The organism is Henriciella barbarensis (genome assembly GCF_003576345.1).
GTDB classification, from domain to species: domain Bacteria; phylum Pseudomonadota; class Alphaproteobacteria; order Caulobacterales; family Hyphomonadaceae; genus Henriciella; species Henriciella barbarensis.
The window spans coordinates 1,053,962-1,073,060 of record NZ_QWGB01000005.1; the positions used below are offsets into that span (position 1 = coordinate 1,053,962).

A 19,099-nucleotide genomic window follows, 5' to 3' on the forward strand; every position below is an offset into this window, starting at 1 on the left:
AGGAAAAATCCTCGTCGATTGCAGTCAGTATGCGCCTTATATGGTTATGTCAGACGGCCTGACAACGCGTGCCAGCACTACGAGTGAGATATGCGAGGCACCTGCACGCCTGAGAGCGCGGCTGCACGCCGACAGGGTTGCGCCGGTGGTAAACACATCGTCGACCAGAATGATGCGCCAGCCTTCGATCAATGGCAGGTGTGCTGGGCGTACCTCAAAGGCGGCCCGCACGTTTCGCCAGCGCTCCCTGGCCGAAAGCCCGCCCTGGCTCGGTGTTGGCTTGCGGCGCACCAGCGCATCGACCCTGGTGGCTACGCCAGAGCGCTGGGAGAGCGCCTGCGCCAGCCAGCCGGACTGGTTAAAGCCGCGGCGGACCAGACGCCGATAATGAAGCGGTACCGGAACGATCAAGTCGGCCTCTTCAAGAAGTTCACGGGCGGCCAGCGTCATCCAGTTGGCAAAGGTCGAGAGACCGTCGCGCCGCCCGGCATGCTTGAGATCGAGCACGAGCTTACGGGACACATCATCATAGGCGAGCGCGGCGCGGGCCGCGTCCCAGCGGGGCGGTTTGGCCGCACAACTGGCGCAGAGGTTTGCTTCGCCAAGGTCGCTTTCCAGAGGCAGGGCGCACCGACGGCACCCGCCAGCGCCGAGAAAGGTCAGCTTTGCAAAGTCTTCCGGCGCGATGAGCCCTTCGCCGCCATGATGCTGGCCGGAGACAAGCGAGCGGGATGGCCAGACGAAATGCGCTGCTGCGCGCAGTCCGCCCTTTGCCCTCTGCCTCACAAGGTGCATATCGAGGCCCATGTCACCTGCTCCACCCAAGCTTTTCGACCGCGCGCTTCATCGGCGCAATCTCGACCGTGCCGCCCGTCATTATGGCGATTATGCGTTCCTGAAAGAGCGCGAGTCGAGTCATCTCATTGAGAGGCTGGAGGATGTGAGCCGCGATTTTGGCCGCGTTCTCGATCTCGGCAGTCATGATGGCACGCTAGCGGCGATGCTGGAGGACCATCCCCAGACGGGCACCGTGGACGCGGGCGAAATGTCTTCTGGTCTGCGTGCCCTCGGAACCGGGCGCGGGCTGGATATTCGCGAGATGGATGAAGAAGTGCTCGGCGCTGATGATGCGGCGTACGACCTTGTAACATCTGTGCTTTTTCTCCACTGGGTCAATGACCTGCCAGGCGCGCTGATCCAAATCCGGCAGGTGTTGAAGCCTGATGGCTTGTTTCTTGGATGCCTGTTCGGTGCGGGAACGCTGGCCGAATTGCGCACCGCTTTCCTCGAAGCCGAGGCTGAGATCACGGGCGGTGCTGCGCCTCGTATTTCGCCGCTGCCGGGCCTTCAGGACATGGCGGGCCTGCTGCAGCGGGCCGGATTTGCCTTGCCTGTCGTGGATGTAGAGCCGGTGACGGTTCGCTATGACGACCCGTTTGCGTTGATGCGTGACCTGAAGGGAATGGGCGAGCAGGCAGCATTTGCGGCCAACGAAAAAAGCCCCAGAAGGCCGCTGTCACGGCGTATTCTGGCCCGTATGGCGGAGATTTACAGGGAGCGTTTTGCTGATCCGGATGGCCGGCTGCGGGCAACGTTCAATGTGGTCTGGCTGTCAGGCTGGGCGCCTGCGGAGAGCCAGCCCAAGCCCCTTCGACCCGGAAGCGCGCGCCATTCCATGGCGGATGCGGTGCGCAAGGTGCGGGGGGAAAAGAAGTAGGTTTTCCGGCGTTTTCACGGTGCAGTGACGGTGCACTGGCGGTGTTTCTGACGGAGTAGAAAAAGGCGCCTCCAGAAACTGGGGGCGCCTTTTCGATTCTTCGATGTTTGAGAGCCGAACTAACCCTTGAAGTTCGAGAAGATGTCGTCGGCGTTTGGCTCATCACCGCCGGCCGTATCAGGATCGACGGCCTGGCTGGCAGCGTCTGCATCCTCAGCTGGGCGAAGACCCGGGCCATCGCCTTCGATGCCGGCTTGTGCTTCCATCTTCTTGCGACGATCGACGGCCTTGTTGACGACTTCGTCGAGTTCGATCTGGGTGCAGAGACCCAGCGTGACCGGGTCGACCGGTTTGATGTTCTGCGAGTTCCAGTGCGACTTGTCGCGCACATTGGTGATCGTCGCCTTGGTCGTACCAATCAGCTTGGAAATCTGAGCGTCTGAGACTTCCGGGTGGTTGCGGATGAACCAGGCGATGGCGTCCGGCTTGTCCTGACGGCGGGCGACAGGCGTGTAGCGCGCGCCCTTGCGTTTTGGCTGCGGGATGTGCGCGATCTTGGATTCCGCCTTTTTCAGACGGTATTCCGGATTGCCTTCGCCCTTGCGGATTTCCTCACGCGTCAGCTCACCACCCGAGATCGGATCAACGCCGCGCATGTTCTCGGCCACATCGCCATCGGCGATGCCTTTGACTTCGAGTTTGTGAAGACCGCAGAAGTCAGCGACCTGCTCAAACGAGAGCGTGGTGTTGTCGATCAGCCAGACAGCGGTTGCCTTCGGCATCAGAATATCGGCCATTTTCGGGCTCCATCATGCTGGTCCCAGAAACGCAGCCGCCCGGCCTTTCGGGCCGGGCGGTCAGGGTTCCAGAACGGGAAAGTTCCTAACAGCCTCAAGTATAGAACGAAGCCGCTCACTTGGGAAGGCAGGGTTTGTAGTGGGCCTCAAGCGGCAAGCAGACGGTGTTCAGCGTCTTTTCGGACAATAATGTCTGCGCGCTCGCGGAGAGGTAGGATGTGGTTTTCGAGGTTGGGGAGGTTGATCTTCTCCCAGACCTCGGTGCAGGCGAAGGTGCGCGCTTCTTTTTCCGTCATGCCGCGGAAGCGCCGATAGAAGGACGTCGGGTCGTCAGCGGCCGCATGCCAGAACTGCATGAACCGGTCGAGAAACCAGGTTTCAATGTGCGGGGTCTCGGCATCGAGATAGACGAGGATGTCCGGTTCACCTGCGCGCTCCTCGCCGGATGGCGGCGTGAAACCAAGCCCTTCAAGGAGCAGGATATCTGGCGGGGCGATCGTACGGGCAAGGGCAGGGTCGATGTCATAGGTGCCATGGCTATGCACCGGGAAGACGGCAGGCAGGACCCTTACGCGGGTGATGGCCCAACGCATGCCAGTATTGTCATAGCTTTCGGGAAAGCCCTTCCGCATCATCAGTCCGCGTGCTTCCAGTTCGTTATTGGGGCAGAGGAAGCCGTCCGTTGAAACGTTTTCCACGCTATGGGTTCTCGAGAGGACATCGCTGAGCGCGGCAGCAAGGGTAGACTTTCCGCACGCGACCGAGCCAGTCAGGCCGACAACAAGCGTGCAATTGTCAGCGTGCGCGCGCCGCAATCTGGAAGCTAATTTTTCAAGTTCGTCACTTTGCTTCATGAGAAGCTCCCCGAACGACAACTAGCTGGCCAGCAGCCTTTCACCTGTCTAGGCGTCTGGGCGGGTCGCGGCCGCCGAAATCGACTCCATCAGAACGCTGTCCTTGAACGGTTTCGAAACGACAGGACAACTGCGCAGACGTTCCGGCAGGTCTTCTAGCTCCTCATACCCGGTACAGAAGACGACAGGCACGCCAGCCTTTATCAGCCGTTCCGCAAGACCATAAGATTTGCGGCCGCCAAGATTTGAATCGAGGAGCGCAATGTCTGGAAGTGCGTGCTCAATTTCACGCTCGGCGCCGGCAATCGTCATGGCCGGGCCCATGACGCTGTAACCCGCGTCGCTGAGGCGCATTTCGAGGTCGAGCGCAGTCATCGGCTCATCCTCAAGGATCAGAATGGTCTGGCGCGAAGGGCTTTCGCCTGCAATGGGTTGATTCTGGTCTGCAAGCTCTATCGCGATGGTCGCGCCGGGCTTGATTTCTATGCGGTGGAGGAGGTCCTCAGGCGGCTGGTCAGTCACCGAGCCAATTGCGTCAGAGATCTGTTCGGTTACGTCCATATTGGTGCCGAACCAGAAACGAACCTTGCCAGTTTCATCAAGAAGAGGCTGTGCTTCGGAGAGGAACCAGCGATAGCCGCCATCCTTTCCACGCAAAGGGAAGAGGTCTTCCCAAGGCTCACCGGTTTCGAACGCTTTTTTGATGCGGGTAACGACGCGGTCGACATGGTCAGGGTGGTGCACGCTTTGCCAGCCCCAGCCGGTCATTTCTTCCAGCGTGGTGCCGGTGTATTCATACCAGTGGCAGTTGTACCAGTAGATTGAGCCGTCTCCGTCAGCGATCCATGCCAGACGCGGCATGGAATCGGCCCGAGCTCGAAAGTCGGTCTCTCTTTGTAGGAGGGTGCTCCCGTGCTGAGTAATCCGCTGTCCCATGAAAGGCTCCGGTCGCAGGAGGCGGGTGAATATCTCTGCCTCGCGACTGACGGCACTATCGCACACTAATAGCGTGTACGAAAGCACTGATTGCCCGTGTAACTGAGTGTTGAAGTCGATTTGCCGCCCTCAGCCGGTCATGCGGCGAATTCGAGCAAGAGTTTGCCGATGTGACCGCCTTCTGCCATGTGCGCCTGAGCGGCTTCGGCTTCGCTGGCTGGGTAGACCTTTTCGATAACGGGTCTGATAGCGCCGCTGGCAACGTGCGGCCAGAACTGTTCTTCGATGGCAGCGCGGATATCCGACTTTTCTTCTGCTGTCCGGGCGCGCAGCGTCGTGCCTGTGAGGATGAGGCGTTTCATCATCAGATAGATGAGATCAAGCTCCACCTTGGAGCCGTTGAGATAAGCAATGTTGCAGATACGGCCATTCACGCGGGCCACAGAGATGTTTTTCTGCACATAGTCGCCGCCGACCATGTCGAGGATGACATCGGCGCCGCCGCCATCCTTGACGATCTTTTCGAAATCCTCGGTCTTGTAATTGATGGCACGGGTGGCGCCGAGCGCCCTCGCCGCTTCGCATTTTCCGTCAGAGCCTGCGGTGGTCCAGACGGTGCCAGCACCAGCTTCCTTCAGCATCTGAAGCGCCATGGAGCCGATGCCGGATGTGCCGCCATGGACGAGGACGTTTTCACCCGGTTTGAAGGCCGAGCGCATGAATATGTTCGCGTAGACGGTCATCATGGCTTCGGGCAGGGCAGCGGCTTCCGTCAGGGAGAGGTTCTCCGGTACAGGAAGGAGCGAGCCTTCATCGACCGCGCAGAACTCAGCATAGCCGCCGCCCGCTAGCAGGGCGCACACGCGGTCGCCTTCTTTCCAGTGCGTGACCTTCTCACCGAGTGCGACAATCGTGCCCGCGCATTCCAGGCCCATGATCTGCGAGGCACCAGGGGGCGGTGGATACTTGCCGGCGCGCTGGACGAGGTCCGCGCGATTAAGGCCGGCAGCGGCGACCTTCACCAGGACATCGTGCGGGCCGATCTCTGGCCGGTCGACCTCTGCCAGTTTCAGCGGTTCGCCTTCATTTGCCACGATTGCCTGCATCCGGTCGGTCATGTGTTCGTCCTGTCTAGTGTCTAGATTAACTGTGTCTGGCGCCACCTCTTCTCGATTGAGGCTTGATTTCGGCGCGCGTCTGTCCTTGCCTTGAAGGCGAGAGGTAAGTGGCTGAGGAGGCCCGATCAATGTTTGAAGAGGACACGCCGCGTCCGGCCAAGCTGGATCTTGAAATATTATCCGTGGATGAACTGAAGGCCCGGATTGAAGCGTTGAAGGCCGATATCGAGGCATGCGAGGCTGAGATCGCCAAGAAGGAGGCGCATAAATCGGCTGCGGACAGTATTTTCAAGTCTTAAGTCACGACCCGATCTTAAGACCCTTTAAAGGTCTCGGGTCCTAGGCTCTGCGATCAAGGCTGACAAATTTTTGCGGACTGTGCTGAGGGGAAATATGGCTGCCGTTTCCAGTCAAAAGATGCTCGACGAGATGCAGCCGGACTTCACGTCCGGACGCGTCTTCGACAAGGTATTTGCAGAAGGCATGGCGCTTGTCGAAAGAACGGCGAGCTATCTGGACGGGCCGGGCCGCGAGATGTCGCGCAAGCTGCCGCGTGAAGCAGGCCTTACCTATGCCGCATGGAGCATGGAGCTGACAGCGCGCCTGATGCAGGCGGCAAGCTGGCTGGTCATGCAGCGTGCCGTGCGCGATGGCGACATGTCGCGAGAGGATGCGCTGTCGCCGAAATACCGCCTGCGCCGCGAAGCCCCTGCGCTGGAAGCATCTGAGCAGCGCGGTTTGGGCCTGCCGGACGCGTTTCTTGATCTCGTTGAGAATTCAGAGGCTCTCTACAATCGTATCTGCAGACTGGATGAGGCGATCTACCAGTCAGGCACCGAAGCCCATGAAGGGCCTGTAAACCGTCAGATAGAAGCGCTGAAAGCGGCGGCGCAGCAGGGCGCGTTCGACCCGATGAAGATCTGGAGCGGGACGCGCTAAAGCCGCCTAGGGGGCGCAGACCACTTCGCCAACATACTTGAAATTTCATCCATCGCGAAAACCGGATTTTGATGCCGTTGCGCTAGACCCGCCTCAATGGAGTTAGGTTAATGCGTTTCTGGAAAGACCAGCGCGGCAATACCGCGATGATATTTGCTATCTGCGTGATCCCGCTGCTCGCGATTGCGGGCGGTGCGATCGACATGACGCGCCATCGCACGGCATCTGTCGAGACACAGGCCGCGCTGGATGCAGCGCTGCTCTATGTGGCGCATGATCTGGGTGAGCGTGATATTGAGGTCCTCAAGGCCGAGGCGCGCGAGGTGTTCGATGAGCAGATGCGCGGGCGCGGCGTTGCGGTTCACGACTTCGACATTGTCCAGAACGGCGACGACATTACCGCGACCGTCGATGGCGATATCGATACAACGCTTCTGGGTCTTGCTGGTGTCACGCAGCTGGGCGTTAACCGCATCTCGCAAGTGCGCCACAGTGAGCGCCAATTCGAGATCGCAATCGCGTTTGATACGACAGGATCAATGCGCGGCGAAAAGATGGTGCAGGCGCAAGCAGCCGCAAAACTGCTGGTCGACAAGATTGATGCTGCGACCAGCAAAAAGTCGAGCCGCCGCTTTGCGCTGGTGCCGTTCACCACCTGGGTGAACGTTGGCCCGGACAACTGGAACAAGAACTGGATCGACAAGGATGGCCGCTCTGATGTGAGCGCGACCAACCTTTTGCCACGGACCAGCCGCGTCGCATTGTATGAAGCGCTGGGCGAGGTGTGGCCAGGTTGCGTCGAGGCACGCGAATATCCGCTTGATGTGGATGACACCCGCCCCCGGCGCCGTGATCCGGAAACCCTGTTCACGCCGAGCTTCTATCCCGATGAGCCTGATGACCGGCGGCGCTATGCCAACGACTATCTCGATGATGGTGGCTGGTCTTGGAATGCGATGAACCTCATTTCCGATGTTTCGAAATATGGCGTCGCAATCACACGCGCATCGACGAATGGATTGGCACCCGGCCGTGGGCGTGGGCGTGACGACGACGACGACGATGATGATGATGATGATGATGATGATGACGAGCGTGGAAATCGGGGTCGCGGAAATAATGGCGCACCGGGCCTCAAGCGTTCCTACCGCTTCTATTCGGACGTCACGACGCCGGTCGGCCCAGGCTTCAACTGTGCGACGCGCCCGATTGTCCCGCTGACCCGGAATGCGAACCGCATCAAGAATGAGATCGACCTTCTGGAGGCCGAGGGCAGCACCAATATGAGTGAGGGCGTGGCCTGGGGCTGGCGCGTCCTGTCTCCTGAAGCACCGTTTACGCAGGGCGGGTCTTATGACGACCGCAGTGTCGACAAGGTCATGGTGCTGCTGAGCGATGGCAACAATCACCTGAGCGCCCGGTCCGACATGCGGGGCAGCGATTATTCAGCGTACGGCTATGCTGCCAACGGACGCATGAACGTGCCGTCACGGCCATCGCAGGCTCAGATCTGGACCGAGATGGACAAGCGAACGCTAGAAGCGTGCAGCAATGCCAAGGCGGCAGGCATCATCATTTACACAGTGCGCCTGGAGCTGGACGATGCACGGTCTGACGGTGTGCTCAGCAAGTGTGCGACCTCGCCCGAGCACTATCTGGACGTCCCAGACGCGGCGCGGCTGGGCGAGGCGTTCAGCCAGATCGCTGATGATGTGCTGCAGCTCTACCTGGCGAAATAGGCCAAGCGCCTAGCGGCGGATCACCACCCGAAGATCGTCAAGGGCAACTTCGCGGCCGGCACTGGACACGAATGCAAGACGCACGGCGTCGCGGCTTTCCGCATCGGTAAAGCTGATGGGTGGCTGTCCGCCAGCGCCTAGCCAGGCATCGCCCCACTGGGTGAGGCCGATCAGCACCGGGCGAAGCGCTTCGCCCTGTTCGGTCAGCACATATTCAGACCGTGCGCGGCGGCCTTTCAGCTTGTAGGGTCTCTTTTCCAGCAGGCCTGCGTCGACAAGATCGTTGAGGCGGCTGGAGAGGACGGTCCGCGGGGTGCCAAGCTCTTCCTGAAAATCATCGAAGCGGCGAACGCCATAAAGCGCCGACCGCAGGATCAGCAGTGTCCAGCGGTCACCGATCAGCTCGATGGCGCGCGCGAGGTTGCATTGCGAAGGCGGGACGGGCGATTTGCGCGACAATGGGACCATGATGCCATAAGCCTGCATGAGTTCGCCAGACAAATCCAGCCATCAAGGAGATGAATCTGGCTGAATATCTTTCAGCAACTCCGCGTGACCGCACGAAATTGTCATTCGCCGCCGGTTAATGCGGTTTATCGAGGCGGCAGAGCGGCAGAACCAGCCGGATGCGCGCTAGGCAGACTTGCTGAGCCTGCTGCGGCAGCTATCTATCAGGCATGGTCCACCCGCTTTCGAGACAGCTCGCTGATACGGCGAAGTTTACCTCCACCCATGCGATCCTCGTCGTGGAAACGGAGACGTCACTGCCATGGCTCGTGACCGGGGCGGTGCTGATGGTGCAGCAGGCCTGCGTCATGGCGCTGTCCGAGGCAGGCGCGGAGCTGCCTGCCATGCCGGGGCCGGGCGAACTGGTCGCGCGGGTGTCTGACGCGGCTTTCCTTGAGCAACCCTATACGGCGCCATTGCGGCCGGAAGAACACAGGGCAATTGAGCGTGTCATCGCGGCGCGAAACGATGTGATGCACCCGCGTCCGAAGGGGCTCAGCCTGGATGCCCGTGCGCTGCCGGAAGGCTTGTTCACCTGCACCAAGCTGGTGCGCCATCTTGCAATCACACAGCCTGTGCGCCCCTCCATGATGGATGGTCACGACCTTGTCGTGATTCAGGACGCGCTGGGTCTGATCGATACGTCCGCTGATTTCTGGGCGAGTGTTTTCTAGATCAGCGCTGTGTGTGGATCGCCTGTATGGCGTCTTTCAACTCTGGCGCGGTCATCGCGTCGAAGTCGAGTGCGGCGAGTTTCTGAAACCGTTTCTTGAGGCTGAAATATGTGTCCTCAAAAGCGATGCGCTGGCGTGACATCTCTTCGACTTCGACGGGATCAGGCAGGCCCCAACGGACCTGAATCGGATGACCGGGCCAGTGGGGGCAGGCCTCGCCAGCCGCATTGTCGCAGACCGTGATGATGACATCCATTTTGGGGGCATCATCACTGGCGAAAACGTCCCAGCTCTTGGAAGTGAGCCTGCTGGTGTCGTGGCCCTTGGCGGAAAGCACGGACATGGCCATCGGGTTCAACTCGCCGCGCGGGGTCGAGCCCGCGCTATAGCCCTGAAAACCCGGCATGGCGGAGACCAGCACTTCGCCAATGATCGAGCGCGCGGAATTGCCCGTGCACAGGATCAATACATTATGGTTCTTCAGAGGGATGGCCGTTCTCCTGCGACGCCGAGGGCGTCTTCGAGGGCTGCACCGAATGAGAGCAGCGTGTTTTCCTGAAAGAGGGGTGCCCAAAGCGAGATGGCGATGGGTGTGCGCGCGGTTAAGGCGTTTTCATCCTGCGGCTGGCCGAAAATGTTGCGCGGCCTTGTGTCCTGAAACCCAGCGCGCATCACAAGCGAGGGATGGCCAGTAAAGTTCGTTGGTGTGAGCATGCCCGAAGAAAAGTTCGGACCGATGACGAGATCGATCCCCTCGAACGCCTCATGCATGGCCTGCATCCATAGCCGTCGGAGCCTGTCGACCTGGAGCAGGTCAATGGCGGAGACAAAACGAATGGCCCGGAAACTGTTCGGCCATGCTGGGTCCTCCTGCCAGACCATATCATCGTCACGGTTTGAAAGGGTGAGCTCTTCAAAGGCCGCAGCCGCTTCGGCGAGAAGCTGTTGCGGCAGCGGCGAAGAAGGAAGTTCCGGTAGTTTGAATCGTACGAAAACCGCACCTAGCCTTCTGGCTTCAACGAAGGCGGCCTTCTCGACCTCGTTTGCCGTTTCGAGCCAGGCATCATCAAATCCGATCTTCATTCCGGAGAAGTCGGTCGTCGGTTGGTAGGCGAAAGTTGACTGCAGAGACCCTGTATCTTGAGCATCATATCCGTTTATGGCGCTAAGCACGTGGCCGAGATCCCCGACGCTGCGAGCCATCGGCCCAATCTTGTCAAGCGACCAGCAAAGCGCCATGCCGCCCGCCCGTGAAACACGTCCAAAAGTCGGACGCAGCGCGGAGCCGCCGCAACGATGGGATGGGGAGACGAGAGAGCCGAGTGTTTCCGTGCCTATGGCGAAACCGCAAAGTCCTGCGACGACCGCAGAAGCGGAGCCTGCGCTGGAGCCGGAAGACCCTTCGCGTGGATCAAATGGATTGCGGGTGACGGCACCATACCAGATGTCGCCATAGGCGAGCGCGCCGCAAGTTGTCTTGCCGAGGAGGACCGCGCCTGCCGCTTTCAGCTTTTGAACAATGGTACTGTCCACCGAGGCCAGCGCGCCATCACTATAGGGCTTCGCGCCCCAGGTTGTGCGAGCGCCCACGGCATCAAACAGATCCTTGAGTCCATATGGAATACCGTGGAGCGGCCCCCGGTCTTTCCCGTTGGCAAGCTCGGTATCCATCGCGTCGGCTTCAGCGCGGGCACGTTCCGGCATGACCGTGATCCAGGCATGCAGTTTCGAATCAAGCCGCTCAATGCGATCGAGATAGATATCGGTCAGTTGGCGAGACGTCAGGTCTCCAGACCGGATCCAGCCGGCCAGCCTTGTCAGAGGCGCAAAGGCGATGTCTGCGCTGTCCGATGGTAGCCCGGATACTGGCCTGACGGTGGCCAGACTGCCTGAACTGGCTTTCGCGGAGGGATAAGCCAGGCCGGGAAGGCGCGGGTCAAACGTCTGGGCCGGGGCAAGCGCATTTGGCTTTTCGACAGTCCGAAGCTGCTGGATGGCACTCAACTGGTCTTCCAGCGCTGACACCATCTGTTCGCGTTCGGCATCGGTGTATTCAACCCCGGCCAGCTTCTCTGCGCTTGATATTGTGCCGGGTGTGATGGCTGTCATGTCTGTTTCCTGCGCCGCGGCGCGCCCTGAAAGCGCGGCCATACCCGAAATACCAGCGGCCCCAACCTTGAGGAGGTTGCGGCGGGTTGTGTCTTTCATGGATGCACCCCTGTATCCGGATAATCTTTTCTGCTTAACCATGCAGGAAACGATATTCTGCGTCACCTTATCGGAGTTTCTGGATGAAAAAACCCCTGACAGCGATGGCTGCTCTTGTTCTTGTTGCCGCCTGCCAATCGACCCCGGCGCCGAGCGACGATGCTGATGTCGCGGCGCCCGAAACCGTCGAGCCTGCTGAAGCAGATGTGATGGCAGAAGAAGCTGAAATGATGCCTGAGGAGGCCGTTGCCGAAGTGAAAACCTATCCGCAGGAAAATGTTGCCCCGGGTGAAGATCCATATGTCTGGCTTGAAGATGTAGAGGGCGAGGAAGCTCTCGAATGGGTTCGCACCCAGAATGAACGCACACTGGCAGAGCTTCAGTCCGACGGCATGTATGACCGTTATTATCAGGCCGCGCTGGATGTGCTGCAGTCCGATGAGCGTATCCCGTACGGGGCTGTGCGTGACGGCTATGTCTATAATTTCTGGCAGGACAGCACCAATGTGCGCGGCGTATGGCGCCGTACGTCGCTGGAAAGCTACGAAACCAGCAATCCGCGCTGGGAAACCTTGCTCGATATCGACGCGCTGGCTGAGGAAGAGGGCAAGAACTGGGTCTACAAGGGCGCCAATTGCTTCAAGTCCGATGCGGGTGCGCGCTGGTATTGCATGATCTCGCTATCCGATGGCGGCAAGGACGCCGTGATCCAGCGCGAGTTCGATATTGCCTCCAAGAGCTTTGTCGAGGGCGGCTTTGTCACGCCAGAAGCGAAGCAGGGCTTTGCCTGGGTGGACCGCAATACGGCACTGATTGCCACGAACTGGGGCGAAGGTACGACCACGGCCTCGGGCTATCCTTTCATCGTGAAGCGCTGGGCGCGCGGCACGCCGTTGTCTTCGGCTGTCGAAGTCGTGCGCGGTGATGAGAGCGATGTCGGTGTCTGGCCGTCGGTGATCGAAACCGATGATGGCCGCCGGCTGCAGATCGCTGTCGAGGCAGATACTTTCTTCACGTCCACCTATTGGTGGATGCCGGAGGGCGAGGACCGCCCTGTCCGTATGCCGATCCCGCAGAAGTCATCGCCGCAGGGCGTCTATCAGGGCAATCTGCTGATCACGCTGAAACAGAACTGGTCACCTCGGGCCGGGTCTGCCTTCTTTTCTGGCGACGTGGTTGCGTTCGATCTCGAGACATTCCTGCGCACGCGTGAAGTGCCGCCGGTCTCGCTCGTTTTCCACCCTGAGAACAATCAGGCGGTGAATGGTGTCGCGATTGCGAAGGGCGCAGCACTCCTCTCGATTGACGAGAATGTGCGCGGCAAGGTCTTGCAGATCGAACCCGCCGACAATGGCTGGTCACGCACGGAGCTGAGCCTGCCGGGCACGTCCGGTCAGGCGGGCATCGCTTTTGCTGACCGCGATTCCGATACGGTCTTCATCAACTATGAGGATTTCCTGACGCCTGACAGCCTGCTCCGCTATGATGTGAGCTCGGGAGAAGTGCGTCAGATCAAGAGCCTGCCCAGCAAGTTTGATGCCGAAGGCCTGGCGGTGGACCAACACTTTGCAGTGTCCAGCGACGGCACGGCGATCCCTTACTTCATCGTCTACAAGGAAGGGATCGAGCTAGATGGCACGACCCCAACGCTGCTCTATGGCTATGGCGGTTTCGAGGTCTCGATGAACCCGTCCTATTCGGGCGTGCGCGGACGTCTCTGGCTGGAAGAGGGCGGCGCGTATGTGCTGGCCAATATCCGTGGCGGCGGCGAGTTCGGCCCGGCCTGGCACCAGGCTGGCCTGAAAACGCAGCGCCAGATCATCTATGATGATTTCATTGCCGTGGCGCAGGACGTTATCGGCCGGGGTGTGACCTCGACCGAGCATCTCGGCATCATGGGCGGATCAAATGGCGGCCTTCTCATGGGCGTGATGCTGACGCAGCGTCCGGACCTCTGGGACGCCGTTGTGATCCAGGTACCGCTGCTCGACATGCTGCGCTATCACCTGTTGCTGGCAGGCGCGTCCTGGGTCGATGAGTATGGCTCCCCGGATGTGCCCCGCGAGCGTGCCTTCCTTGAGACGATCTCGCCGTACCAGAACTTCGACCCGAATGCGGATTATCCGACGCCATTCTTCGTGACGTCGACCAAGGATGACCGCGTACATCCGGGCCATGCGCGCAAGATGGCGCGCAAGTTCGAAGTCGCTGGCAAGCCGTTCTATTACTATGAGAATATTGATGGCGGCCATTCGGCGGCAGCGAACCAGAAAGAAGCGGCCCGCCGCACTGCGCTGGAGCATGTCTATCTTCACCGCAAGCTGTTCGGCGAAGACGAGTAGGATTTTCAGCTAAACAAAATGACACGGATTACCCCCGGGGCCTCCCATGGCGCCGGGGGTTTTCTTTACCCGACGCCAATCTTGACTTGCGGTGCCGCCCGGCGCCCCCTCGGAGGCAAACAATATGAGGAGGAATTCATGGGCGATCTCAGCGGAAAAACGGCGATCATTACAGGCGCGGCGAGCGGCATTGGCTATGCCGGCGTCGAAGTGTTCGTCGAGGCCGGTGCGAATGTCGTGGCTGGCGATCTGCAGGATGAGAAGGGCAAGGCGCTGGAAGCGCGATTTGGCTCTGACCGCGTGCGCTATATCCATTGCGACGTGACCAAGACATCAGACCTGAAAAAGCTGTTCGAGACCGCGCAGGACGCTTTTGGTGGGCTCGACATCCTCTGGAACAATGCTGGCCATGGGGGCACCCCGACCGGCGTTGAAGAGCTGGATGAGGATGGCTGGGACCAGACCATGAACCTCCTGCTGAAGTCGGTCTTTGTCGGGACGAAACTCGCCGTGCCGATGATGAAGGAGAAGGGCGGGTCGATCATCAACACATCATCGATTTCCGCAGTTTGCGCAGGCTATGCGCCGATCACATATTCGGTGGCCAAGAAAGGCGTCGCGCACTTCTCCAAGCTCGCCGCCGCAGAGCTTTCCAAATACAAGATCCGGGTCAATTCGATTCTGCCAGGCTTTATCGCAACGTCGATCTTTGGCGCTTCGCTGGGCCTGTCGCGCGAGCAGGCAGACCAGATGGCCGCCCTGGTCGAGCAGCAGGGTGGGCGTATGCAGCCAGCCGGACGCACAGGTGCGGCCAAGGACATTGCGGATATGGCGCTCTTCCTGGCGGGTGACCGGTCAGGCTTTGTCACAGGCGGGGAATTCCTCGTCGATGGCGGTATGACGGTCGGCCCGCGCCATAGCTGGGATGAGAGCGATGGCGGTCCGCTTCTGGATGCACTTGGCATCTCGATCGAACAGGCAGAGCAGATGCGTCTTGCCATGGAGGCCGGCCAGGCAGGCAGCTGACTGGTCAGCCCTTGGCGGCCTCGCTGGCGGCGAGGGCAGGGATGCTCTCGACCGCCGTCAGGAGGTCATCGAGTGAGGCCGCCTCGGCGACGGGGCGGTCCTTTTCATCAAACAGCGCGAAACCGTCATCTGTTTTACGAAGCGGGAATTTGCGCCAGTGCGCCCGCGTGCGGTAGAGCCAGACCTCTTCCGGCTCTGCGCCGGCTGCTGACCATCCGGCCCACATATGGTCGGCCGGGACGCTTCGCCATAGCTTGTCGATCTCGTCGAGGTCAGATTGGGAAAAGGTCTTCATGAGCCGTGAAACAGAAATGGAAACTGAGGACGAGCCTAGTACAGGCAAGCTGTCAGGCAATGCCCTCGGCGCGGTTTTCATGCTGTTTTCGGCGGTCGGTTTCACTGCCTATACGGTGCTGTCCAAGACGCTGACAGAGGAAGTCCACCCGGTTTTCCTGGCCTTCTGGCGCGCCTTCTTTGCCTGTTTCATGTCGGTGCCGATCATCATGCGGGTCGGCATTTCGAAGATGAAGACAAAGCATCCGGGCCTGTTGTTGCTGCGCTCGCTGTTCGGGACGCTGGGCTTCACGCTGGCGATTGTGGCGCTGTCAGCTGACTTCAATCTGACCTTCTCGCAGTTCAATGCGATCAGTTTCTCGCGGTCACTCTTCGTGACGGTTCTGGCGGCGATCTTCCTTCGCGAAGTGGTGGGGCCGCATCGCTGGGGCGCGGTCATAATCGGCTTTTTCGGCGTGCTGATCATGGTGGTGCCGGGGGTGTTCGTCTTCTGGATGCCAGTGGCGCCGGGCGCGGGCTTTCACCTTGATACGGGTACGATTTGCGCAATCCTGAGCGCCTTCTTCCTCGCCTTCGCCATCGTGCTTGTGAAAACGCTTTCGGCAGAGCTGTCGGCCGTCGCGCTGCTGACCTATGCGAACGTGCTCTCGTCCATCCTGTTGCTGCCCTTCGCGATCTATTACTGGTCGATGCCGTCGCTGGAGACATGGGGCTGGATCGTGGTTATGGCGGGCGTCGGGTTCGTGGCGCAGTTCTGCTATATCTCGGCGGTGAGTATTGGTGATGCGTCCTTCCTGTCGCCGCTCGACTATCTTCGCCTGCCAATGGCGACGGGCGCGGACCTCGTCATTGTCGGCATGTTGCCGGGCGTGAATGTCTGGGTCGGCGCCGGGATCATCATCGCCTCGGCGGTCTACATCACCTGGCGCGATCGCAAGAAGAAAGCCCAAAAAGTGACCGTGCTGGAGAAGCGGGGTTAAGGGCGAGAATTTCGGCCCAGTCGGCTTGCCGCGTTCCGAACCTTGTGCTCCGCTGATGACTTTCCGGGATTTGCGAGGCTGGCATGGAAAAGACACTCAATATTGGCGCGGTCATTGGCGAGACGTTCAGCGTTATCGGCCGAAAATTTGCGGACCTTGTCGTGCTCGGCCTCGTTTTCGTAGGTGTGCCGACCTTGCTGGTCGCGCTGTTTTCCTCGCAGATGCTGGAGCGGACGCTTGAGGGCGGCACGTTCGAGATGAATTTCTCGTTCGGCTACTTCCTGGCGAACCTGCTCTACGCGCTCTTCCCGTTCATGCTGCAGGCAGCCGTCGTGCATACAACTGTTACCTCTCTTAACCGAGGAACAAGTGACACGGGTGAGGCCATTGGTACGGCGCTGCGCGCCCTCGTGCCGCTCTTCATTGTCTCCATCCTGATGAGCATCGGCCTGACGATCGGCTTCCTCTTGCTGATTATCCCCGGCCTCATCCTGCTCACGGTCTGGGCCGTGGTGGTGCCAGCGCTCGTGATCGACAAGGCCGGGATCTTTGGCAGCTTCGGGCGCAGTGCAGATCTCACACGCGGCTCGCGCTGGCAGATCTTCGGCCTGATCCTGATCGGCTATGTAATCCTGTTCATTCTCGGCGCTGTGCTGGGGCTGCTATCGATCGGTGTCGGCGCAGCCGGCGTCATCGCCAGCGGCGGGATCAGCATGCCAGCAATGCTGATGAGCGTCGTCGTCGATACGGCGCTCGCCATTGTTGGCGCGGTTGGCGTCTCTGTTCTCTATGTGCACCTTCGCGAGCTTAAAGACGGCACGCGGGTCGATCATATCGGCGACGTGTTTTCCTGACATTGACTGAATGATGTCGCCGACGCCCCAGGCTTACTCTGGGAAGAACGTACCGCCATATAATTTCAGCTCGCGTTTGACCCGCATGCAGGCGGGGCTCTCCTCGCAGGTCGAGACATCGAGCCGGGAAAGATACGCCTCGCGGGTCTCTTCAATGTCGATACCAAAAGCCTGTTCAGCATAGGCGCCGCAGACCGACCGGCCGGTGCGTTCTGCTTCCTTGAGGGCGCCTCTGTTCTTGCTCAGCAGGGGGACACTGGCGTGCCCACCATTAACGCAGCGGGCCATGTAGCCGAGCCAGTCGCCATGCTGCTTTGCGATCTGCCTGTAGCTTTCCACGAAAGCCTTTTCGGTCATGTCGACGTCTGGTGTAGCCAGATAATAGACGTAGGAGGGATCGTATTTTTTGGTATCCACCCGTGAGACGAAGCGTTTGTTGCCATGGAAGTCGGGCCGGTCGGAAATACTGTTGCCGCCTTGTGAGCCGGGCGTGAACTCAGCCAGCCAGGCGTTCAGCGGGCCGGGGAAAAGCACGGCGTATGCCGGATCGCGCCCAGCAACGCCGACATAGGCCGCCCGCGCCTCGCTCCCATCGCCCTGCTGGTGCGCGATATAGGCCCCCGTAAAATTTGTGATGAGGAAACCCAGCGTGAAAAAGGCGATCACTTTCCAGCGGAAGAAGAGAAGCGAGATGATCGTGCCCAGAAGGAACGCGGCGATTACGATGGCGAGCCACTGATATGACGTACCCCAGAGCGAGATCATCGACCCGAAAAAGAAGGCCAGGATAACAAGCAGGAATAGTAGCCTGACGAGATTTGGGACAAATCCATTGCCCAGATGTGTGCCGCGTGAACCCATCTTAACCCCCAGTGTTGTCGTCGGCCCAATATGCCGGGCCAAGCTGAACGTGAGATAAACGAAGACGGGTCCTGCGAAACTTATTTGCAATCAAAACAGACTGGTAACCAACGCTGCCTGGTTGCATGCAGGCGATGCGGTGGCGCTGACGGGCATCGCGCACCGATTTCGCTTGCCAAAGTCCGGCCGGAGATCAACCTTTGCGCCTGGAAGGGGATTTTCATGGCAAAGGTTCTGGTTACCGGGGCGACGGGTTTTATTGCGTCGCATCTGATTCTGCAGCTGATTGAGCGGGGCTATGAGGTTCGCGGCACGGCGCGCTCGACCGACAAGGCCGCACGGCTCAATCAGATCCTGTCTGACTATGCGGGCAAGCCCGTCGCCATCGAGATCGTTGCAGCTGATCTTAACAAGGATGAAGGCTGGGCTGAGGCGGTAAAGGGCGTGGACTTTGTTCAGCATGTCGCCTCGCCCTTTCCGACAGATGCGCCAAAGTCAGCCGATGAGCTGATCATTCCGGCGCGCGATGGGGCGTTGCGTGTGCTTCGGGCCGCGAAGGCCGAAGGGGTCAAACGGGTCGTGATGACGTCTTCCATGGCAGCGATCGGGTATGGCTGGGGCGAAAAGCGTCCCGAAACGCTGACCGAAGTTCACTGGTCGAATGCCGACAACCTCAAGGACAATACCGCCTATGCGCGGTCCAAGACGATCGCTGAGAAGGCGGCCTGGGACTATGTAAACGGTGAGGGGGCAGGGCTGGAGCTGTCGGTCATCAATCCGGTCGCCGTGCTCGGACCGGCCATGAGCGCGGATGTGTCGTCCTCGTTGCAGCTGGTCAGCCAGCCGCTGGAAGGAAAGCTGCCGGCTTTTCCGAAGCTGAGCTTTGGTGTCATTGATGTTCGGGATGTCGCGCGCGCACATATCGAGGCGATGGAGCGGCCGGAAGCGGTCGGCGAGCGCTTTATCTGCGGCGGCGACGTTCTCTGGATGGACGAGATGGGTGAGGTTCTGCGCAAGGCATTTCCAGACCAGAAGATCCCGAAAGGCACTCTGCCCAACTGGCTGGTCCGGCTGTTTGCACAGATCAATCCGCCGTTGAAACAGGTCTTGCCGGAGCTTGGCAAGAAGCGGGCTTATTCGAACAAGAAGCTGAAAACCGTGCTGGGTATTGACCCGATCCCGGCCGATGAGGCGATCATTGCGAGCGCGAAAAGCCTGATAGAGCTGGACGCCGTCTAGCCTGGCAAGGCGGA

At 59.9% G+C, this 19,099-nt stretch carries 20 protein-coding genes; 10 read left to right on the top strand and 10 right to left on the bottom strand.

The genetic code is table 11. The features are described from left to right. Positions 1 to 36 precede the first annotated feature (36 nt). Entirely contained in the window at positions 37 to 807 is a 771-nt protein-coding gene (locus D1224_RS08160; protein ID WP_119379392.1) for a ComF family protein, read from the bottom strand. On the opposite strand from D1224_RS08160, the gene D1224_RS08165 reads away from it, so the two are divergent. Next, the gene (locus D1224_RS08165) at positions 806 to 1,717 is read left to right on the top strand and encodes a methyltransferase domain-containing protein (RefSeq protein ID WP_119379393.1); all 912 of its coding nucleotides are present in this window, start codon (positions 806 to 808) and stop codon (positions 1,715 to 1,717) included. The two genes, D1224_RS08160 and D1224_RS08165, sit on opposite strands and share 2 nt — an antisense overlap. A 119-nt stretch (positions 1,718 to 1,836) precedes the next feature. Here the strand turns inward: D1224_RS08165 and D1224_RS08170 are convergent, their stop codons facing one another. The 4 genes from D1224_RS08170 to D1224_RS08185 all read right to left on the bottom strand — a co-directional run bounded on the left by D1224_RS08170 (position 1,837) and on the right by D1224_RS08185 (position 5,422). After that, positions 1,837 to 2,514 (bottom strand): DUF1013 domain-containing protein, encoded by a 678-nt coding sequence (locus D1224_RS08170; RefSeq protein WP_119379394.1) that lies wholly within the window; start codon positions 2,512 to 2,514, stop codon positions 1,837 to 1,839. Positions 2,515 to 2,660: 146 nt separating this feature from the next. Further along, on the bottom strand, positions 2,661 to 3,368 hold the full coding sequence (locus D1224_RS08175) for a type I pantothenate kinase (protein ID WP_147372351.1): 708 nt from the start codon (positions 3,366 to 3,368) through the stop codon (positions 2,661 to 2,663). Positions 3,369 to 3,416: 48 nt separating this feature from the next. Further along, positions 3,417 to 4,304: a PAS domain-containing protein gene (locus D1224_RS08180; RefSeq protein ID WP_119379396.1), complete on the bottom strand. Its 888-nt coding sequence runs from the start codon at positions 4,302 to 4,304 to the stop codon at positions 3,417 to 3,419. 137 nt (positions 4,305 to 4,441) lie between these two features. Further along, a complete protein-coding gene (locus tag D1224_RS08185) occupies positions 4,442 to 5,422 on the bottom strand; it encodes an NAD(P)H-quinone oxidoreductase (protein WP_119379397.1) in 981 nt (326 codons plus the stop codon). A 128-nt stretch (positions 5,423 to 5,550) separates the two neighbouring features. On the opposite strand from D1224_RS08185, the gene D1224_RS08190 reads away from it, so the two are divergent. From D1224_RS08190 to D1224_RS08200, 3 genes are all read left to right on the top strand, one after another. Further along, positions 5,551 to 5,721 (top strand): DUF1192 domain-containing protein, encoded by a 171-nt coding sequence (locus D1224_RS08190; protein WP_119379398.1) that lies wholly within the window; start codon positions 5,551 to 5,553, stop codon positions 5,719 to 5,721. A gap of 118 nt (positions 5,722 to 5,839) precedes the next feature. Beyond that, positions 5,840 to 6,361, top strand: a complete 522-nt coding sequence (gene rcdA / locus D1224_RS08195) for a protease adaptor protein RcdA (RefSeq protein ID WP_233350452.1) — start codon at positions 5,840 to 5,842, stop codon at positions 6,359 to 6,361. 110 nt (positions 6,362 to 6,471) lie between these two features. Continuing rightward, on the top strand, positions 6,472 to 8,100 hold the full coding sequence (locus D1224_RS08200; protein ID WP_119379400.1) for a pilus assembly protein: 1,629 nt from the start codon (positions 6,472 to 6,474) through the stop codon (positions 8,098 to 8,100). 9 nt (positions 8,101 to 8,109) lie between these two features. On the opposite strand, the gene D1224_RS08205 is transcribed toward D1224_RS08200, so the two are convergent. Beyond that, positions 8,110 to 8,601, bottom strand: a complete 492-nt coding sequence (locus D1224_RS08205; RefSeq protein ID WP_233350453.1) for a winged helix-turn-helix transcriptional regulator — start codon at positions 8,599 to 8,601, stop codon at positions 8,110 to 8,112. 176 nt (positions 8,602 to 8,777) lie between these two features. On the opposite strand from D1224_RS08205, the gene D1224_RS08210 reads away from it, so the two are divergent. Beyond that, positions 8,778 to 9,281, top strand: a complete 504-nt coding sequence (locus tag D1224_RS08210) for a hypothetical protein (RefSeq protein ID WP_119379401.1) — start codon at positions 8,778 to 8,780, stop codon at positions 9,279 to 9,281. Position 9,282: 1 nt separating this feature from the next. Here D1224_RS08210 and D1224_RS08215 read toward each other — a convergent pair whose 3' ends face one another. Then, positions 9,283 to 9,747 (bottom strand): arsenate reductase ArsC, encoded by a 465-nt coding sequence (locus tag D1224_RS08215; protein WP_233350454.1) that lies wholly within the window; start codon positions 9,745 to 9,747, stop codon positions 9,283 to 9,285. A 14-nt stretch (positions 9,748 to 9,761) separates the two neighbouring features. Continuing rightward, positions 9,762 to 11,489: an amidase gene (locus tag D1224_RS08220; protein ID WP_119379402.1), complete on the bottom strand. Its 1,728-nt coding sequence runs from the start codon at positions 11,487 to 11,489 to the stop codon at positions 9,762 to 9,764. Between the two features lie 83 nt (positions 11,490 to 11,572). On the opposite strand from D1224_RS08220, the gene D1224_RS08225 reads away from it, so the two are divergent. Then, entirely contained in the window at positions 11,573 to 13,831 is a 2,259-nt protein-coding gene (locus tag D1224_RS08225) for a prolyl oligopeptidase family serine peptidase (protein WP_233350455.1), read from the top strand. A gap of 138 nt (positions 13,832 to 13,969) precedes the next feature. Continuing rightward, positions 13,970 to 14,857: an SDR family NAD(P)-dependent oxidoreductase gene (locus tag D1224_RS08230; protein ID WP_119379404.1), complete on the top strand. Its 888-nt coding sequence runs from the start codon at positions 13,970 to 13,972 to the stop codon at positions 14,855 to 14,857. A 4-nt stretch (positions 14,858 to 14,861) separates the two neighbouring features. On the opposite strand, the gene D1224_RS08235 is transcribed toward D1224_RS08230, so the two are convergent. After that, on the bottom strand, positions 14,862 to 15,152 hold the full coding sequence (locus D1224_RS08235; RefSeq protein WP_119379405.1) for a hypothetical protein: 291 nt from the start codon (positions 15,150 to 15,152) through the stop codon (positions 14,862 to 14,864). On the opposite strand from D1224_RS08235, the gene D1224_RS08240 reads away from it, so the two are divergent. Next, the gene (locus D1224_RS08240) at positions 15,151 to 16,131 is read left to right on the top strand and encodes a DMT family transporter (RefSeq protein WP_119379406.1); all 981 of its coding nucleotides are present in this window, start codon (positions 15,151 to 15,153) and stop codon (positions 16,129 to 16,131) included. The genes D1224_RS08235 and D1224_RS08240 overlap by 2 nt on opposite strands. 83 nt (positions 16,132 to 16,214) lie before the next feature. Then, entirely contained in the window at positions 16,215 to 16,985 is a 771-nt protein-coding gene (locus D1224_RS08245; protein WP_119379407.1) for a hypothetical protein, read from the top strand. A gap of 33 nt (positions 16,986 to 17,018) precedes the next feature. Here the strand turns inward: D1224_RS08245 and D1224_RS08250 are convergent, their stop codons facing one another. After that, positions 17,019 to 17,888 carry an SLC41A family transporter gene (locus tag D1224_RS08250; RefSeq protein WP_182482216.1) on the bottom strand — a complete coding sequence of 290 codons (870 nt, stop codon included), beginning with the start codon at positions 17,886 to 17,888 and terminating at the stop codon, positions 17,019 to 17,021. Between the two features lie 180 nt (positions 17,889 to 18,068). On the opposite strand from D1224_RS08250, the gene D1224_RS08255 reads away from it, so the two are divergent. Beyond that, the gene (locus D1224_RS08255; RefSeq protein ID WP_119379409.1) at positions 18,069 to 19,085 is read left to right on the top strand and encodes an SDR family oxidoreductase; all 1,017 of its coding nucleotides are present in this window, start codon (positions 18,069 to 18,071) and stop codon (positions 19,083 to 19,085) included. Positions 19,086 to 19,099 lie beyond the last annotated feature (14 nt).

What these genes read in the sequence shown, in the direction of transcription:
- D1224_RS08200 (WP_119379400.1), top strand. Translation starts at nt 6,472, where the DNA reads ATGCGTTTCTGGAAAGACCAGCGCGGCAATACCGCGATGATATTTGCT.
- rcdA (WP_233350452.1), top strand. Translation starts at nt 5,840, where the DNA reads ATGCTCGACGAGATGCAGCCGGACTTCACGTCCGGACGCGTCTTCGAC.
- D1224_RS08230 (WP_119379404.1), top strand. Translation starts at nt 13,970, where the DNA reads ATGGGCGATCTCAGCGGAAAAACGGCGATCATTACAGGCGCGGCGAGC.
- D1224_RS08160 (WP_119379392.1), bottom strand. Translation starts at nt 807, where the DNA reads ATGGGCCTCGATATGCACCTTGTGAGGCAGAGGGCAAAGGGCGGACTG.
- D1224_RS08255 (WP_119379409.1), top strand. Translation starts at nt 18,069, where the DNA reads ATGGCAAAGGTTCTGGTTACCGGGGCGACGGGTTTTATTGCGTCGCAT.
- D1224_RS08235 (WP_119379405.1), bottom strand. Translation starts at nt 15,152, where the DNA reads ATGAAGACCTTTTCCCAATCTGACCTCGACGAGATCGACAAGCTATGG.
- D1224_RS08180 (WP_119379396.1), bottom strand. Translation starts at nt 4,304, where the DNA reads ATGGGACAGCGGATTACTCAGCACGGGAGCACCCTCCTACAAAGAGAG.
- D1224_RS08225 (WP_233350455.1), top strand. Translation starts at nt 11,573, where the DNA reads ATGAAAAAACCCCTGACAGCGATGGCTGCTCTTGTTCTTGTTGCCGCC.
- D1224_RS08240 (WP_119379406.1), top strand. Translation starts at nt 15,151, where the DNA reads ATGAGCCGTGAAACAGAAATGGAAACTGAGGACGAGCCTAGTACAGGC.
- D1224_RS08210 (WP_119379401.1), top strand. Translation starts at nt 8,778, where the DNA reads ATGGTCCACCCGCTTTCGAGACAGCTCGCTGATACGGCGAAGTTTACC.
- D1224_RS08175 (WP_147372351.1), bottom strand. Translation starts at nt 3,368, where the DNA reads ATGAAGCAAAGTGACGAACTTGAAAAATTAGCTTCCAGATTGCGGCGC.
- D1224_RS08245 (WP_119379407.1), top strand. Translation starts at nt 16,215, where the DNA reads ATGGAAAAGACACTCAATATTGGCGCGGTCATTGGCGAGACGTTCAGC.
- D1224_RS08165 (WP_119379393.1), top strand. Translation starts at nt 806, where the DNA reads ATGTCACCTGCTCCACCCAAGCTTTTCGACCGCGCGCTTCATCGGCGC.
- D1224_RS08190 (WP_119379398.1), top strand. Translation starts at nt 5,551, where the DNA reads ATGTTTGAAGAGGACACGCCGCGTCCGGCCAAGCTGGATCTTGAAATA.
- D1224_RS08170 (WP_119379394.1), bottom strand. Translation starts at nt 2,514, where the DNA reads ATGGCCGATATTCTGATGCCGAAGGCAACCGCTGTCTGGCTGATCGAC.
- D1224_RS08220 (WP_119379402.1), bottom strand. Translation starts at nt 11,489, where the DNA reads ATGAAAGACACAACCCGCCGCAACCTCCTCAAGGTTGGGGCCGCTGGT.
- D1224_RS08185 (WP_119379397.1), bottom strand. Translation starts at nt 5,422, where the DNA reads ATGACCGACCGGATGCAGGCAATCGTGGCAAATGAAGGCGAACCGCTG.